Raw genomic sequence first — 16120 nt, forward strand, 5'->3', positions numbered from 1 at the left:
ACCCTCTAGAACAAGTGGCTGCTAGCGCAGGGCGTCTACCATCTTGAGCAGCGTTTCAAGCACCGCCCCGGCCAGCGCCTTCGAACGTGCGCCCGACCACTGTGCCACCGGCTCCGGCGCATCGTCATGGTCCTTGAACGGCATTTCCAGCGTCAGCGACAGGCAATCATAGGCCTGGCCCACGGCGTTGCAGGCCAGGGTCATGTTGGCCTGGCCGGGCGCGTCGCGGGTGTAGCCGTGGGTGGTCTGGAAATCCGCAGTCAAGCTGCTCAGCGTAGTGCGGAACTGCTCTTCCAACCTGGCGATACGCGGAGTATAGCCAGGGTTGCCTTCGCAGGCCGCGGTGAATACATGGGGTATTTCTTCATCGCCATGGGCATCGACAAAGGCGTCCACACCGTACAGGTTCATCTGGCTTTGGGCAAAGAACACCTCGGGGCTTTGCTCAAGGCTGGCGTTCTGCCAGGCGCGATTGAGGTCCTGGCCCTTGAAGTTGGTGCGCAGGTGGCCGAGGAACGCGCCGTCAGGGTTCATGTTGGGAATCAGGTAGAGGTCGGCCTTGGCCAGCAGTTGCGCAATGGCCGGGTCGTTGGCCTGCAAACGGTCGATAACCCCTTCGATGAACCATTCGGCCATGTGCTCGCCGGGGTGCTGTTGGGCGATGATCCACAGCTTGCGCTTGCCGGCAGCACCATCGCCTGCCCGCAGCAGCGGGATGTCCCGGCCTTGCACGCTGCGGCCGTTGGCTAGCACTTCGACACCGGGGATTTGCCGGGCGCGTTCGATCAACTGGTTGTGGCGTGCGCGGGAGTAAGGCTCGAAATAGGCGAACCAGATAGTGTCGTGTTCGGCCTCGACCTCGAAGCTGAGCGCCTTGCCGTCGTACTGGCTGGGCACACGAAACCAGGTTTTCTGGTTGTAGGAGGCCGCCGCGTTGTAACCCGCCCAGGCGTTTTTGTACGAGGAGGCATGGGCGTTGTCGAGGCTGAAGCGATGCGTTTGCCCCACGGTCAGGCCGCTGACCTTGAAGTGGAACCACTGGAAATGGCCGCTGTGGGTGTCCGGGCGGATGTGCAGGTGCACCTGGGCGGGGTTGCTGGCATCTACCACATGGATATTGCCGGCATCGAACTCACAGTCGATGTGCAGTGGGGACAGCGTCACGGTCATTGCCAGGCTCCTGTCTTGGCGTTGTTGTGCGGTTACTCTACACCGCAACGCTGGGGACAGGGCGCGTGAAATTTCCTTCAAATAAGTCGGACTGTTCTGTGAACTGGCCAGCTTCTACCCGTGGCGTATTGGCTCAAGGGCAGGCAGGCGTTTTGATCAGGCCCACAAGCCCAGTGCTGCCAAGGCTGCCAGCCCCAGCGCAATGGTCACCGAGCAGCCGCCCAAAGACAGTGCCGCCCGGCCCTGGCGATACCAGCCATCCTGCCCGAGCAGCCGGGCCGGTGCCTGCAGGCTGCGCCAGCGCAGTTCGGTCTGGTGGAAGGCGTGCAGATGTTCGGGAGCTGCGTCCAGCCAGCGGCGAAAATCGATACGTTCACTGGCCGTCACTTCCGGGCTTTGCAAGCGCACGTACCATTGGATCGCCACACTGGCCAACGCGTCGCCCGGCTCGCGGGTGGTCTGCAAGGCCTGGTTCAGATGGCGCTCGATGGCCAGCAACGGCAAGCCCAGGCGCGCGGCGATGTCGGCGAAGGGTAATTGGTCGAGGCGGTTCAGCAGGAATACTTGCTGCACCCGCCGCGGCAGGCGCTTGAGTGCATGTAGCAGGGAGTCAGCAGGCTGGTCGGCGGTGCGCGGGTGTTGCTGGAGAGGCAACAGCAGACGGCTCATGGACAGCTCCTTGCTCAGGGATATGGAGGGGGCGCGTCTTCCGTGACGCCGAAACAGCTTAATCGTAACGAGATTGATTCTCAAGTGCTGATTCGGCAAAGATTTGTAATGAGCGTTCACGCACTGAAACACTTTTGCTATGATCGCCGCCATTAAACGATCTTCATTAGCCTGAAGAGCAAAAAAAAATGACCCGGCAAAAAGCCGGGTCAAAAACCGTGATTAGCCTGATGAGGAGATAATCTGAGAGTCCGACCTGAGGACTTGCAGATTATCCAGCGGGTCTCGCGACCAGCTGAGTGCAATAATAATCGTTATCATTTGCCAGTCAAATGATTTTTACCGTAGTCGGTAAAAAAAACGTACCGACGCACGCCTCATCCCTGCCAGCGGGGGATAGCACCAGCCCTGGCCATCACGTCCTGCTTCCTTCCTGCATTTAATCCTGTTCCATGGCGTGGCGCTGCTCCAGCAGAGCCCGGGCCATGTTGGTCATGTGCATCAACGCAAAAACCACCTCACGCGTCGTGCCCTGCTGATGGGCTGCGGTTTCCTGCGCGGTGGCCGCAGCGCAGCGCAGCAGCTCCAGGGCATGTTCCATGGCCTGCTCGCGGCTCACCCCGTCACGCAGGGTCCACAGCGAACGCTCAAGGTCGGGTGTGGCGGTGGGCGGGTTGAGGTAGTAGTCGAGGGCTCGGCGGGCGGCCTCGCTGTCGAGTTCTGTATCCGTTTTTTTCGGGCTGTTCATCCTGATTACCTGAGAGTCCAAGCGGGAAAGGGTGTTCGGCGAGTTTAATACCTTGAGTATTTTTAGTAGATTACTGAAATACTACCTTATGTGTATTGAGCGTGAGGTGGCAGCCCGTATTGTGCCTGCGATGAATATGGACAAATGGATCGCACTCATCCGAGACCGGATCGAGGAGCTGGATATCTCCCAGGAGCAGCTGGCCGAACGCGTTGGGGTTTCCCAGGGCAGCATTGGCCATTGGCTGCGTAAACGCCGGCAACCGCGGGTCGAATCGATGAACCGGGTGTTCGTCGAATTGGGCATGCCGCATTACCAGGTCTGCATGCAGTTGCGTGTGCTGGGCCAGGTGGGCGAGGAGCGCGCCCGGTACGTGGTGGACGAAGACGAAAGCGTCGATGATGCCCAAGCTCAATACTTTGTGTGCTTCCGCTACCCGCTGCGCCAGTGGGTGGCGTTGGGCGAGCCTGAGGCAGAGGCACAGGTGTTCGAGCAGACGGACTATCTGGCCCAGGGCAAGGCGTTCTGGTTGACGGTGGAGAACGACAGCATGAACGCCGCCCACGGCACCAGCGTGCCCCAGGGGGTGCGCATTCTGGTCGACGACGGCCTGCCTGCCGAGCCTGGCAAGTTGGTGATTGCCCGGTTGCCTGGCAAGAGTGCGATCTTCAGGCAGCTGGTCGAGGAGGGTGGGCAGCGTTATCTGAAGGCACTAAACACAAGCTACCCGACGTTGCTGTGCGAGGACGGGTGCGAATTTCTTGGGGTGGTGGTGCGGATGCAGGGGGCCTTGTAGCGGGGGCTACACCACCCCCTCCTTCAAGGTCGCGTGAGGGCTGGCAGGTGCTCGCCGGCAGGTTTCCAGCGCCTACAAGATCGAGCGCCGCCCGCGCGGCGCATCGCGGGGCAAGCCCGCTCCCACATCTGTTTCGGGCCAATCTGTCCTGTGCCATTACCTGGTCCGCCTTGGTGCATGCCTTGAGTCATGTGGCGCGGCAGCAATGACCATGCTGAAATCGCGTCGTACCAACAAGGCGGACCAGGCAATGGCGCAGGACAGATTGGCCCGAAACAGATGTGGGAGATTCTATGGTTTTGTACAAGCTTGTTCTCGCCACAACTCTCTATCATTTCCCACAGCATTGGGTCCAACCAGCAATGTTGCGGTTGAGCACGGTCTCTGTGGGAGCTGGCGATAGCCTGCGATGCGCCGCGCGGGTGGCGCTCGATCTTGTAGGCGCTGAAAGGCTTCCGGCAAACACTTGGCAGCCCTGACTCGATCACCTCGATGCCCCCGCAGGTCGCCTGTCCCCTCACTCCATCTCCACCAACACCCTCCCTTCGCTCACCATCTCCCCCTCCTGGCAAAACAGCCCCTTGACCGTGCCATCCTCAACCGCGCGGATGCTGTGCTCCATCTTCATCGCCTCCAGCACCACCAGCGTCGCGCCTGCGGCAACCACCTGGCCAGGCTCCACCAGCATCCTGACGATGCTGCCGTTCATCGGCGCTGCCAGCCCGCCATGGTGCCCCGGGCCCGCTTCAGCAGCGGCTATCGGGTCATGCTGGCGCAGCGTACGCAGCTCGCCTTGCCAGTGCAGATACAGCACATCATCACGACGCACCGCCAGGTAGCGCCGGCGCAGGCCGTCGTGGTCGTGGCACAACTGCTCCCCGGCCAATTGCCAGGCGCTCGGTGCGTTACCTTCAACGGCAACCGCCTGGGCCTGCCCGTCGCTGTGCAGATACACGCTGCTGCGCGCAGGCAAGCCCAGGCGCAGGCCGTTGCGGGTGGCCCAGGGCGAGGCCGGGTCATCCTCGCGTTGCAGGGCCGGAGTGCTTTGCAACCAGACCTGTGCGGCAGCCTCCCAGAACAACGCTGGCAGCGGCTCTGGGGCCGGTAGCAGCACCTGTTGATGACGTGGAATGAAGCCTGTGTCCAGTTCTGCCGCCGCAAAGCCTGGGTGGGCGAGAATGCGGCGCAGGAAGGCGATGTTGGTTTTCACCCCGCCGATAGCAAACTCGTCGAGCATTGCCAGCAGGCGCAGGCGCGCCTGTTCACGGTCCACGCCCCACGCGATCAGCTTGCCCAGCATGGGGTCGTAGAACGGCGAGACTTCATCGCCCTCACTGACCCCGCTGTCCACACGGCGCCCGGCGCCGGGCGCCGATTCACGGTACAACGCAAGGGTGCCGGTGGCCGGCAGAAAGTCGTTGGCCGGGTCTTCGGCGTACAGTCGCACCTCGATGGCATGGCCATTGAGCGGCACCTGCTCCTGGGTGATCGGCAGCGGCTCGCCGCAGGCCACGCGGATCTGCCAGGCAACCAGGTCCAGGCCGGTAATCGCCTCGGTGACCGGGTGCTCCACCTGCAGCCGCGTGTTCATCTCCATGAAGAAGAACTCGCCACGGGCATCGAGCAGAAATTCCACCGTGCCAGCCCCGACATAGCCGATGGCCTGGGCGGCGCGCACTGCCGCCTCACCCATGGCCTTGCGCAGCTCAGGCGCAAGGCCTGGCGCGGGGGCTTCCTCGACCACCTTTTGGTGGCGGCGCTGGATCGAGCAGTCGCGCTCGTTCAAATAAAGGCAATTACCGTGCTGGTCGGCGAATACCTGAATCTCCACGTGCCGGGGCTTGAGCACGTATTTTTCCACCAGCATGTGCGCATCGCCGAACGAGGCCTGGGCTTCGCGCTGTGCCGAAGCCAGGGCATCGGCCAGTTGGCTGGGCTCATCAACCACTTTCATGCCCTTGCCACCGCCACCGGCGCTGGCCTTGAGCAGCACCGGGTAGCCAATGCTTGCGGCCGCCTCGCGGAAGGTGTCCAGGTCCTGTGCCTGGCCATGGTAGCCGGGCACCAGCGGTACGCCAGCGGCCTGCATCAGCGTTTTGGCCGCCGACTTGCTGCCCATTGCATCGATGGCGCTGGCGGGTGGGCCGAGGAACATCAACCCGGCCGCTTCAATGGCGCGGGCAAAGGCGGCATTTTCCGACAGGAAACCATAGCCTGGGTGGATCGCCTGGGCGCCGCTGGCTTTGGCGGCCGCGAGGATCTTGTCGATCACCAGGTAGCTCTCGGCGGCTTTGCTGCCGCCCAGGTCGACGCGGATATCGGCTTCGCGGCTGTGCCGCGCGTGGCGGTCGATGGCGCTGTGGACGGCAACGGTGGTCAGGCCCATGGCCTTGGCGGTGCGCATCACCCGGCAGGCGATCTCGCCACGGTTGGCCACCAGCAGGGTAGTGAGGGTTGCGCGGCTCATGGCTGCTGCTCCTTGTGCGGCTTGGCTTGCCAGCTGGGCGGGCGTTTTTCGAGGAACGCGCGCAGCCCTTCCTGACCCTCGTCGCTGACCCGAATGCGGGCGATGGCGTTTTCGCAGTAGCGGCGCAGTGCCGGGCTCAGTTCGCCGTCATCCACTTCGCGCAGCAGGTCTTTGGTGGCGCGCAGCGCCTGGGGGCTGTTTTGCAGCAGGGTTTCGATCCACGCCTCGGCCTGCGCGTGCAGCTCTGCGGCCGGGTACACCTCGGCCAGCAGCCCCAGTTCGCGGGCGCGCTCGGCGCTGAAACGCTCGGCGGTCAGCGCATAGCGGCGTGCGGCGCGCTCGCCGATCGCCTTGACCACGAACGGGCTGATGACCGCCGGGGCCAGGCCAATGCGCACCTCCGACAGGCAAAACTGTGCATCATCGGCGCCAATGGCCATGTCGCAGCAACTGATCAGCCCCAGCGCGCCGCCGTAGGCTGCGCCTTGGACAACCGCCAGGGTCGGCACCTTGAGCCGGTGCAGGGCGTACATCAACTCGCCCAACTGGCGCGCGTCGTCCAGGTTGGTGTTGAAGTCCAGCGCAGCCGACTGCTGCATCCAGGCCAGGTCCGCCCCGGCGCTGAAGTGCCGGCCACGGGCACGCAGCAGCACAAAGCGCAGGCTAGCGTCGTTGCCAAGCTGTTCAATGGTCACGACCAGCTCGCGGATCATCTGGGCGTTGAAGGCGTTGTTCTTGTCCTCGCGGCTCAGCCACAGGGTGGCGAAGCCGCGAGGGTCCTTGTGCAGTTCGAGGGTGGCGAAATCGCTCATGGGTCACATCCGGAAGATGCCGAAACGGCTCTGTTCAATCGGGGCGTTCAGCGCAGCGGAAAGCGCCAGGCCAAGCACGTCGCGGGTTTGCGCCGGGTCAATGACGCCGTCATCCCACAGCCTTGCGCTTGAGTAGTACGGGTGGCCCTGTTGCTCGTACTGATCGAGAATCGGTTGTTTGAGGCGCTGCTCGTCCTCAAGGCTGAACACTTCGCCGCTGCGCTCGCTTTGTTCGCGCTTGACCTGGGCCAGCACGCCGGCGGCTTGCTCGGCGCCCATCACGCCAATGCGCGCGTTTGGCCACATCCACAAAAAACGCGGGTCGTAGGCGCGCCCGCACATGCCGTAGTTGCCGGCACCGAAACTGCCGCCGATGATCACCGTGAACTTAGGCACCTGGGCGCAGGCCACGGCGGTCACCAGCTTGGCGCCGTGCTTGGCGATGCCGCCTTCTTCGTATTTCTTGCCGACCATGAACCCTGTGATGTTCTGCAAGAACACTAGCGGGATGCCACGCTGGCAGGCCAGTTCGATGAAGTGCGCACCTTTTTGCGCAGCTTCTGCGAACAAAATGCCGTTGTTGGCCAATATCGCGATCGGGTAGCCGTGCAGGTGGGCAAAGCCACACACCAGCGTGGTGCCGAACAGGGCCTTGAACTCATCGAACTGCGAACCGTCGACCAGCCGCGCGATCACCTCGCGCACATCAAACGGCTGCTTGGCCTCGGCGGGCACCACGCCATACAGCTCATTGGCGTCGTACAGCGGGGCAACCGGCGCCTGGCATTGCAGCCTGCCGAGCTTGTGCCAGTTGAGGTTGGCCACGCAGCGCCGGGCCAGGGCCAGGGCGTGTTCGTCATCTTCGGCGTAGTGGTCGGCGACGCCGCTGGTGCGGCAGTGCACATCGGCGCCGCCGAGGTCCTCGGCGCTGACCACTTCACCGGTGGCGGCCTTCACCAGCGGGGGGCCGGCGAGGAAGATGGTCGCTTGCTGGCGCACCATGATCGCCTCGTCGGCCATGGCTGGCACATAGGCGCCGCCAGCGGTGCACGAGCCCATTACCACGGCGATCTGCGGGATGCCCAAGGCGCTCATGTTGGCCTGGTTGAAGAAGATTCGGCCAAAGTGCTCGCGGTCAGGGAATACCTCGTCCTGGCGCGGCAGGTTGGCGCCGCCTGAGTCCACCAGGTACAGGCAGGGCAGGCGATTCTGCAGGGCGATGGCCTGCGCGCGCAGGTGCTTTTTGACCGTAAGCGGGTAATACGAGCCGCCTTTGACCGTGGCGTCGTTGGCCACGATCATGCATTCCACGCCCTCGATGCGGCCGATCCCGGCAATCACGCCGGCAGCGGGCACGTCTTCGCCATACACCTGGTGGGCTGCCAGCTGGCCGATTTCAAGAAACGCCGAACCCGGGTCGAGCAGCCGGTCGATACGTTCGCGTGGCAGTAACTTGCCGCGCGAGGTGTGGCGTTGCTGGGCCTTTTGCCCGCCGCCCTGGGCAACTTGGGCAAGCAGGCTGCGCAGGGCATTGACCTGTTCCAGCATGGCGGCGCTGTTGGCGGCGAAATCCGCCGCACGGGTGTTCAACTGAGACTTCAGAATCATCGCAGGTCCTTGGGCAGCGGCCAGGCTGTAACCGGCAAGCTGCAAGCTTGGTACGCGTGGGCTACCCGCGTTCAGCGGGTTTCGTTGAACAGTTCGCGGCCGATCAGCATGCGGCGGATTTCGCTGGTACCCGCGCCGATCTCGTACAACTTGGCATCGCGCAGCAGGCGCCCGGCTGGGAATTCGTTGATGTAGCCGTTGCCACCGAGAATCTGGATCGCCTCCAGGGCCATTTGCGTGGCGCGCTCGGCGCTGTACAGGATCACCCCGGCGGCATCCTTGCGTGTGGTCTCGCCACGGTCGCAAGCCTGGGCCACGGCATACAGGTACGCGCGGCTGGCGTTGAGCTGGGTGTACATGTCGGCGATCTTGCCCTGGATAAGCTGGAACTCGCCGATGCTCTGGCCAAACTGCTTGCGGTCGTGAATGTACGGCACCACCAGGTCCATGCAGCTTTGCATGATGCCGGTAGGGCCGCCGGCCAGCACCACGCGCTCGTAATCCAGGCCGCTCATCAGCACTTTTACGCCGCTGTTGAGCTGGCCAAGCATGTTTTCTTCTGGCACTTCGACATCATCGAAGAACAGCTCGCAGGTGTTGGAGCCGCGCATGCCGAGCTTGTCGAACTTGTTGCTGCGGGTGAAGCCTTTCCAGTCGCGCTCGACAATGAACGCAGTGATGCCATGGGCGCCGCGTTCAAGGTCAGTCTTGGCGTAGATCACGTAAGTATTGGCGTCGGGGCCGTTGGTGATCCAGGTCTTGCTGCCGTTGAGCAGGTAATGGTCGCCGCGCTTGTCGGCGCGCAGCTTCATCGACACTACGTCGGAGCCGGCATTGGGCTCGCTCATGGCCAGCGCGCCGATGTGCTCGCCGCTGATCAGGCCCGGCAGGTACTTGGCCTTTTGCGCCGCGTTGCCGTTGCGGTTGATCTGGTTCACGCACAGGTTGGAGTGCGCGCCATAGGACAACGCCACCGAGGCCGAGCCGCGGCTGATTTCCTCCATGCATACCACATGCGCCAGGTAGCCCAGGCCGGCGCCGCCGTACTCTTCAGACACGGTGATGCCCAGCAGGCCCATGTCGCCGAACTTGCGCCACATATCGGCGGGGAACAGGTTGTCTTCATCGATTTGCGCGGCGCGCGGGGCCAGTTCTGCTGCGACAAATTGGCGGACCTGGTCGCGGAGCATGTCGATGGTCTCGCCCAGGGCGAAGTTCAGGGTTGGGTAATGCATGAGCGGCACCTTGTTGTTCTTGATATGGCTCGTGGGGGCGGGCTTGCCGGGCCAAAGCGGCAGTGGTTTACGTTAGCAATTGCGGGGCAAGCCCGCCCCCACAGGGCGTTTTTTTGATCACCTTTACGTTAACGTAAACCTGAGTGGGTGAATTGTCCAGCCGGCTGTTTGGGACGGGTCAGGCTTTTGCGGCCAGCGCCTTGCGCACCAGTCGGTCGAGGGTTTTGAAAACTACGAGGGTGGGGATTTGTGTCGGAAGCCGGATGCCAAGTGCTTCCTCAACCAGGGCCTGCATCTCGACCATGTCCATGCTGTCAGCGCCCAATTCGTGGAAGCTCAAGTCGCTCAAAAGGTCTTTTTCTTCCAGCTCCAAATGAGCCGCGAAGATGCGCAGAAGCGTGGTAGTGATGGAGTCGTGGGCGGGCATGGCGTTCATCGGCGATAGGGATGAGCGTCTTGTTACGCGCATTGGCAGGGCGGGGCTACTGATAGAAATGTCAGTTGCGCGCAAGTTAGGGGTATGCGTTGTGCGAAAAAACGGCGCAACAGCTAAACACGGCGCCTAGTGTTGAGCGCTAAGCAAGCTTGCTTTTCACGATTTTCGTTACGTCTGCGACCGTGGCGCTGGCTTCGAGAAGGCGCGCGTACGTCTTGTCATCTAGCTCTATTTCAAATTCTTCTTCGATGGCAAGCCTGAGTGACATGAGAGCAACTTCATCGGCTTCGAGGTCCTTCTGAAGAGTGGCTGTAGGCTTCACCTCAGATGCGTCCAGATTCATATCAGATGCAATGCAGTCCTTAACACGTGTTTCCAGGTCGTCGCTCATTACCAGTATCTCCGTCATGTTCATGAAGTGTCATTGAGCACCCCGCCCAAAGACTTCGCTACTGGCAAAAATATCAGGTGCCGCCCAACCAGGCGCGGCAACCCGTCTATCCTCACACCTTCACCGGCGGCTCCTCGCTCGGTGGGTCACCCACGGTAGGCGGCACGGTTGGCTTGATCGGCAATTCATCCGGCTCATGCACCGGCGGCGGCAGGGGTGGCTCGTCGATGTTCGGGTCGGGAGTCTCTGGTGGCACTGGAATGTTCATGGGGCCTGACCTCGCGGGATGAATGAAGAGGTACTGCAGGCTACGACAAGTGCTTTGCGCCTTTCGCTCAGTTTTTTTGAACCCCCGCGCGCGTTCACGGCTCAGAACCCTTACCGCCACAATCCCCCTGGAGTGAGTGCGATGTCAGGTAACGAGCCCTTCGAAAGCGTGCCAATGGCCTTGGATCATCCGGACCAGGCCATCAGCCTGTCCCAGGCGTTGCTCGCGCCGCGCATCGTGATCGAGGATGCCGGCCCCGTGCTCGACGCTGGCGCATTTGCCGCCAAGGCCATCAGCGGCCAGCCGGTGCAGGCCAGCGCCAAGGTCTACAGCGACGGCCACGACCGCCTGGCGGTGATGCTTTACTGGCGCCAGGCCCACAGCCGGCGCTGGCACGCCGTGCCCATGCAGTCGCCGGGCAACGACCTGTGGCTGGCTGAATTCACGCCCACCGAGCTTGGCCTGCACCTGTTCAGCATCGAAGCGTGGATCGACCCGTTCGCCACCTATTGTTACGACCTCGAGAAAAAGTACGCAGCTGGCGTAGATGTCACCCTTGAACTCGAAGAGGGCCGGCAGATGCTCGGTAAAGGCATCGAGCGCAGCGACGGCTTGCTGCATGAGCAACTGCTGGAGATCCAGCAGCGCCTGCCAAGCCTTGCGCCGCACGAGCAGGTGGCGCAGTTGCTTGACGCCGACACCGCACGCCTGATGAATGAAGCCGAACACCGCAGCTACCTGACCCGCAGCCGCGAGTTCCCGCTGGACGTCGATCGCCCTGCGGCGCAATTTGCCAGTTGGTACGAGCTGTTCCCGCGCTCGGTCACCGACAGCCCGGAGCGCCACGGCACTTTCAACGATGTGCACAAGCGGCTGGCGGCGATCCGCGACATGGGCTTCGACGTGCTGTACTTCCCGCCCATTCACCCCATCGGCAAGCAGCACCGCAAAGGCCGTAACAACGCCTTGCAGGCCGGCCCCGATGACCCTGGCAGCCCTTACGCCATCGGCAGTGCCGAGGGTGGCCACGATGCCATCCACCCACAACTGGGTAGCCGCGAGGACTTCCGCCGGCTGGTGCTCGCCGCCGCCGAACATGGCTTGGAAATCGCCTTGGATTTTGCCATCCAGTGTTCCCAGGACCACCCGTGGCTCAAGGAACACCCCGGCTGGTTCAGCTGGCGCCCGGACGGCAGCATCCGCTATGCCGAGAACCCGCCGAAGAAGTACCAGGACATCGTCAACGTCGACTTCTATGCGCCCGACGCGGTGCCGGGGTTGTGGCTGGCCCTGCGCGATGTAGTGATTGGCTGGGTAGAGCAGGGGGTCAAGACCTTCCGCGTCGACAACCCGCACACCAAGCCCTTGCCGTTCTGGCAGTGGCTGATCGCCAATGTGCGCAGCCAGTACCCCGAGGTGCTGTTCCTCGCCGAGGCCTTTACCAAGCCCGCGATGATGGCCCGGCTGGGCAAGGTCGGCTACGCCCAGAGCTACACCTATTTCACCTGGCGCAACACCAAGCAAGAGCTGCGCGAGTATTTCGAAGAACTCAACCAGCCGCCCTGGAGCCACTGCTACCGGCCGAACTTCTTCGTCAATACCCCGGATATCAACCCGTTTTTCCTGCACAACTCTGGCCGCGCCGGTTTTCTCATCCGCGCAGCTTTGGCAACCATGGGCTCCGGGCTGTGGGGCATGTATTCAGGCTTTGAGCTGTGCGAAGCGGCAGCGCTACCGGGCAAGGAGGAATACCTGGACTCGGAAAAGTACGAAATTCGCCCGCGCGATTACACCGCCCCCGGCAACATCGTCGCCGAGATCGCCCAGCTCAACCGCATACGCCGGCAAAACCGCGCCCTGCAGACGCACCTTGGGGTGGTGTTCCTCAATTGCTGGAACGACCAGATCCTGTACTTCGCCAAAATGACACCTGCGCGCGACAACATCGTGCTGGTGGCCATCAGCCTTGACCCGCACAACGCCCAGGAAGCCAATTTCGAGCTGCCGCTGTGGGAGCTGGGGCTGGACGACACCGCCAGCACCCAAGGCGAAGACCTGATGACCGGCCACCGCTGGGCCTGGCATGGCAAGACCCAGTGGATGCGTATCGAGCCCTGGCACCAGCCGTTCGGCATCTGGCGCATCGAGAAAATGCGCTAGACGCACCGCGCACTTAAAGGAGTTGCACATGGCCAAGCGTTCCCGCCCGGCAGCGTTCATCGATGACCCGCTCTGGTACAAGGATGCGGTGATCTACCAATTGCACATCAAGTCGTTTTTCGATGCCAACAACGACGGTATCGGCGATTTTGCCGGGTTGATCAGCAAGCTCGACTATATTGCCGAACTGGGGGTGAACACCCTGTGGCTGCTGCCGTTCTACCCCTCGCCACGGCGCGACGACGGCTATGACATCGCCGAGTACAAGGCCGTACACCCCGACTACGGCAGCATGGCCGATGCCCGGCGCTTCATTGCCGAGGCGCACAAGCGCAACCTGCGGGTGATCACGGAGCTTGTCATCAACCACACCTCCGACCAGCACCCGTGGTTCCAGCGTGCGCGCCACGCCAAGCGCGGCAGCAAGGCGCGGGATTTTTACGTGTGGTCGGATGATGAACACAAATACGACGGCACGCGGATCATCTTTCTCGATACCGAGAAGTCCAACTGGACCTGGGACCCGGTGGCCGGTCAGTACTTCTGGCACCGGTTTTACTCCCATCAGCCGGACCTGAACTTCGACAACCCGCAGGTGCTCAAGGCGGTGATCGAGGTGATGCGTTTCTGGCTCGACCTAGGGGTCGATGGCCTGCGCCTGGATGCCATTCCGTACCTGATCGAACGCGACGGCACCAACAACGAGAACCTCCCGGAAACCCACGCCGTACTCAAGGCGATCCGCGCCGAAATCGACGCCAACTACCCCGACCGCATGCTGTTGGCCGAAGCCAACCAGTGGCCCGAGGATACGCGCCCGTATTTCGGTGAAGGCGACGGCGATGAATGCCACATGGCGTTCCATTTCCCGTTGATGCCGCGCATGTACATGGCGCTGGCCATGGAAGACCGCTTCCCGATTACCGACATCCTGCGCCAGACCCCGGAAATACCCGCCAATTGCCAATGGGCGATCTTCCTGCGCAACCACGATGAGCTGACCCTGGAAATGGTCACCGACCGTGAGCGCGACTACCTGTGGAACCACTACGCCGAGGACCGCCGCGCGCGTATCAACCTGGGCATTCGCCGCCGCCTGGCGCCGCTGCTGCAGCGCGATCGGCGGCGCATCGAGCTGCTGACCAGCCTGCTGCTGTCGATGCCCGGCACGCCCACGCTGTACTACGGCGACGAGCTAGGCATGGGCGACAATATCTACCTGGGCGACCGCGACGGCGTGCGCACACCCATGCAGTGGTCGCCGGACCGCAACGGCGGCTTCTCGCGGGCCGACCCGCAGCGCCTGGTGCTGCCGCCGGTCATGGACCCTTTGTATGGCTACCAGACCATCAACGTCGAAGCGCAGGCCCACGACCCGCATTCGCTGCTGAACTGGAACCGCCGGCTGTTGGCAGTGCGTAACCAGCAAAAAGCCTTTGGGCGTGGCAGCCTGAAAATGCTCAGCCCCAGCAACCGGCGCATCCTTGCGTACATTCGCGAATACACCGACGCCGAGGGCCATACCGAGATCGTCCTGTGCGTGGCCAACGTGTCACGCGCCGCCCAGGCAGCAGAGCTTGAACTGTCGCAGTACGCCGACCGGGTGCCGGTGGAGATGCTCGGCGGCAGCGCGTTCCCACCGATCGGCCAGTTGCCGTTTCTGCTCACCCTGGCCCCGTATGGCTTCTACTGGTTCGTGCTGGCTGCCCATGACCGCATGCCCAGCTGGCACATCCAGCCCGCCGAGAGCCTGCCGGAGCTCGAAACCCTGGTGCTGCGCAAACGTATGGAAGAACTGCTCGAAGCCCAGCCACGCGACACCCTGCAACGAACGATCCTGCCGCAATACTTGCCTAAACGGCGCTGGTTCGCCGGCAAGGAAGGGCCTATCGACCAGGTGCGCCTGAGTTACGGCGTGCGCCTGGCCACTTCGGCGTTGCCGGTGCTGCTCAGCGAGTTCGAGGTGCACAGCGATGGCGTGGTTACCCACTACCAGTTGCCATTCGGCTTGCTGCCCGAAGACCAGATCAACGCTGCCTTGCCGCAGCAACTGGCGCTGGCGCGGGTACGTCGTGGCCGGCAGGTGGGGCTGATTACCGATGCTTTTGTCCTTGAGCCTTTCATCCGCGCGGTGTTGCGTGGCTGCCAGGACGGCCTGCGGCTGCCGTGCGGCGAGGGCCTGGGGGAGTTGCATTTCGAATGCACCGAGCAATTGGCAGTGCTGGGTCTGAACGATGAAAGCGAAGTGCGCTACCTGAGCGCCGAGCAGTCCAACAGTTCGGTGGTGGTCGGCGGTTGCGTGGTGCTCAAGCTGATCCGCCGGGTCAACCCTGGTATTCACCCCGAACTTGAAATGAGCGCGTACCTGACCGAAGCAGGCTTTGCCAATATCTCGCCGTTGCTGGCCTGGGTCAGCCGCGTCGATGCAGCGGAGCAGCCGCACCTGCTGATGATTGCCCAGGGTTACCTGAGCAACCAAGGTGATGCCTGGGCCTGGACACAGAACACCCTCGAACGCGCTATTCGCGATGAGATGGAGCCGTCCAGCCACCAGCAGGAGGCCCATACCGATGCACTGGCCGAACTTGGCGCCTTCGCCGGCCTGCTCGGCCAGCGCCTTGGCGAGATGCACCTGTTGCTGGGCGCTCCAACAGACGATACGGCCTTTGCACCACGGCCCAGCACTGCCGAGGACAGCGAACGCTGGAGCACGCAGATCAACGCCGAGCTGGAGCATGCCCTCGACCTGTTGGCCCAGCACCGCGACAACCTCGCACCCGATAGCCAGGCGCTGGTCGACGACCTGCAGCAACAGCGCGCAGGGCTCGCCCAGCACATTGCCAACCTGGCGCGGCAGGCTGAAGGCGGTCTTTTGATGCGGGTTCATGGCGACCTGCACTTGGGTCAGGTGCTGGTGGTGCAGGGCGATGCCTATCTGATCGACTTCGAGGGTGAGCCGGCGCGGCCTCTTGAAGAGCGGCGGGCCAGACACAGCCCGTACAAGGACGTCAGCGGCGTGCTGCGCTCGTTCGACTATGCTGCTGCGATGATTTTGCGCAGCGCCTCGGCGGTCGACCTGTCGGACGCCGCCGGCCAGGCTCGCCAGCGCGTCGCCCGGCAATACCTGCACCAATCCAGGCATGCCTTTGTCGAAGCCTATGGCTTGGCCACGGCCGCCATGCCCCACGCGTGGCAGCACGCCGAGGGCGAGCGCGCGGCGCTGGAGCTGTTCTGCCTGGAAAAAGCCGCCTACGAGATCACCTACGAGGCCGAAAACCGGCCAGGCTGGCTGGCCGTACCTTTGCATGGCTTGCATTGGTTGATCAGTACGTGGGGCGAGGCATGAACCTGAATGAACCT

Annotated in this window: 13 protein-coding genes; 3 read left to right on the plus strand and 10 right to left on the minus strand. The window is 62.9% G+C overall.

Going from position 1 to position 16120, the window contains the following annotated elements; genetic code table 11:
- Nucleotides 1-21: 21 nt before the first annotated feature.
- The 3 genes from HU720_RS02835 to HU720_RS02845 form a co-directional block, all read right to left on the minus strand.
- Nucleotides 22-1170, minus strand: a complete 1149-nt coding sequence (locus HU720_RS02835) for a carboxypeptidase family protein (protein ID WP_186517072.1) — start codon at nucleotides 1168-1170, stop codon at nucleotides 22-24.
- A 156-nt stretch (nucleotides 1171-1326) separates the two neighbouring features.
- Nucleotides 1327-1839 (minus strand): DUF4880 domain-containing protein, encoded by a 513-nt coding sequence (locus HU720_RS02840; RefSeq protein WP_186517073.1) that lies wholly within the window; start codon nucleotides 1837-1839, stop codon nucleotides 1327-1329.
- A 439-nt stretch (nucleotides 1840-2278) separates the two neighbouring features.
- Nucleotides 2279-2587 carry a DUF3077 domain-containing protein gene (locus HU720_RS02845; protein ID WP_186517074.1) on the minus strand — a complete coding sequence of 103 codons (309 nt, stop codon included), beginning with the start codon at nucleotides 2585-2587 and terminating at the stop codon, nucleotides 2279-2281.
- An 88-nt stretch (nucleotides 2588-2675) separates the two neighbouring features.
- On the opposite strand from HU720_RS02845, the gene HU720_RS02850 reads away from it, so the two are divergent.
- Nucleotides 2676-3383 (plus strand): XRE family transcriptional regulator, encoded by a 708-nt coding sequence (locus HU720_RS02850; RefSeq protein ID WP_186517075.1) that lies wholly within the window; start codon nucleotides 2676-2678, stop codon nucleotides 3381-3383.
- Between the two features lie 517 nt (nucleotides 3384-3900).
- On the opposite strand, the gene HU720_RS02855 is transcribed toward HU720_RS02850, so the two are convergent.
- The 7 genes from HU720_RS02855 to HU720_RS02885 all read right to left on the minus strand — a co-directional run bounded on the left by HU720_RS02855 (nucleotide 3901) and on the right by HU720_RS02885 (nucleotide 10600).
- The gene (locus HU720_RS02855) at nucleotides 3901-5850 is read right to left on the minus strand and encodes an acetyl/propionyl/methylcrotonyl-CoA carboxylase subunit alpha (protein ID WP_186517076.1); all 1950 of its coding nucleotides are present in this window, start codon (nucleotides 5848-5850) and stop codon (nucleotides 3901-3903) included.
- Nucleotides 5847-6662: a gamma-carboxygeranoyl-CoA hydratase gene (locus HU720_RS02860; protein WP_186517077.1), complete on the minus strand. Its 816-nt coding sequence runs from the start codon at nucleotides 6660-6662 to the stop codon at nucleotides 5847-5849. Before HU720_RS02860 ends, HU720_RS02855 begins: the two co-directional genes overlap by 4 nt.
- A 3-nt stretch (nucleotides 6663-6665) precedes the next feature.
- Complete coding sequence (locus tag HU720_RS02865; RefSeq protein WP_186517078.1) at nucleotides 6666-8270, minus strand: carboxyl transferase domain-containing protein; 1605 nt, start codon at nucleotides 8268-8270, stop codon at nucleotides 6666-6668.
- Nucleotides 8271-8341: 71 nt separating this feature from the next.
- Entirely contained in the window at nucleotides 8342-9505 is a 1164-nt protein-coding gene (locus tag HU720_RS02870) for an isovaleryl-CoA dehydrogenase (protein WP_186517079.1), read from the minus strand.
- A gap of 178 nt (nucleotides 9506-9683) precedes the next feature.
- Nucleotides 9684-9932, minus strand: coding sequence for a phosphopantetheine-binding protein (locus HU720_RS02875; protein WP_186517081.1), 249 nt, complete (start codon nucleotides 9930-9932; stop codon nucleotides 9684-9686).
- Between the two features lie 148 nt (nucleotides 9933-10080).
- Nucleotides 10081-10332: a phosphopantetheine-binding protein gene (locus HU720_RS02880; RefSeq protein ID WP_186517083.1), complete on the minus strand. Its 252-nt coding sequence runs from the start codon at nucleotides 10330-10332 to the stop codon at nucleotides 10081-10083.
- 112 nt (nucleotides 10333-10444) lie between these two features.
- Nucleotides 10445-10600, minus strand: coding sequence for a hypothetical protein (locus HU720_RS02885; protein ID WP_186517085.1), 156 nt, complete (start codon nucleotides 10598-10600; stop codon nucleotides 10445-10447).
- A 141-nt stretch (nucleotides 10601-10741) separates the two neighbouring features.
- Here HU720_RS02885 and HU720_RS02890 point away from each other — a divergent pair, with 141 nt between their 5' ends.
- Nucleotides 10742-12760: an alpha-1,4-glucan--maltose-1-phosphate maltosyltransferase gene (locus HU720_RS02890; RefSeq protein ID WP_186517087.1), complete on the plus strand. Its 2019-nt coding sequence runs from the start codon at nucleotides 10742-10744 to the stop codon at nucleotides 12758-12760.
- Nucleotides 12761-12788: 28 nt separating this feature from the next.
- On the plus strand, nucleotides 12789-16106 hold the full coding sequence (gene treS / locus HU720_RS02895) for a maltose alpha-D-glucosyltransferase (protein WP_186517090.1): 3318 nt from the start codon (nucleotides 12789-12791) through the stop codon (nucleotides 16104-16106).
- Nucleotides 16107-16120: the final 14 nt, after the last annotated feature.

The sequence above is a fragment of the Pseudomonas sp. SWRI51 genome, from assembly GCF_014268825.1.
In the GTDB taxonomy this organism is placed as follows: Bacteria; Pseudomonadota; Gammaproteobacteria; order Pseudomonadales; family Pseudomonadaceae; genus Aquipseudomonas; species Aquipseudomonas farsensis.

Coding starts and splice junctions, on each gene's coding strand:
- HU720_RS02850 (WP_186517075.1), top strand. CDS start 2,676: ATGTGTATTGAGCGTGAGGTGGCAGCCCGTATTGTGCCTGCGATGAAT.
- HU720_RS02870 (WP_186517079.1), bottom strand. CDS start 9,505: ATGCATTACCCAACCCTGAACTTCGCCCTGGGCGAGACCATCGACATG.
- HU720_RS02875 (WP_186517081.1), bottom strand. CDS start 9,932: ATGCCCGCCCACGACTCCATCACTACCACGCTTCTGCGCATCTTCGCG.
- HU720_RS02845 (WP_186517074.1), bottom strand. CDS start 2,587: ATGAACAGCCCGAAAAAAACGGATACAGAACTCGACAGCGAGGCCGCC.
- HU720_RS02885 (WP_186517085.1), bottom strand. CDS start 10,600: ATGAACATTCCAGTGCCACCAGAGACTCCCGACCCGAACATCGACGAG.
- HU720_RS02880 (WP_186517083.1), bottom strand. CDS start 10,332: ATGAGCGACGACCTGGAAACACGTGTTAAGGACTGCATTGCATCTGAT.
- HU720_RS02890 (WP_186517087.1), top strand. CDS start 10,742: ATGTCAGGTAACGAGCCCTTCGAAAGCGTGCCAATGGCCTTGGATCAT.
- HU720_RS02840 (WP_186517073.1), bottom strand. CDS start 1,839: ATGAGCCGTCTGCTGTTGCCTCTCCAGCAACACCCGCGCACCGCCGAC.
- HU720_RS02855 (WP_186517076.1), bottom strand. CDS start 5,850: ATGAGCCGCGCAACCCTCACTACCCTGCTGGTGGCCAACCGTGGCGAG.
- HU720_RS02860 (WP_186517077.1), bottom strand. CDS start 6,662: ATGAGCGATTTCGCCACCCTCGAACTGCACAAGGACCCTCGCGGCTTC.
- treS (WP_186517090.1), top strand. CDS start 12,789: ATGGCCAAGCGTTCCCGCCCGGCAGCGTTCATCGATGACCCGCTCTGG.
- HU720_RS02865 (WP_186517078.1), bottom strand. CDS start 8,270: ATGATTCTGAAGTCTCAGTTGAACACCCGTGCGGCGGATTTCGCCGCC.
- HU720_RS02835 (WP_186517072.1), bottom strand. CDS start 1,170: ATGACCGTGACGCTGTCCCCACTGCACATCGACTGTGAGTTCGATGCC.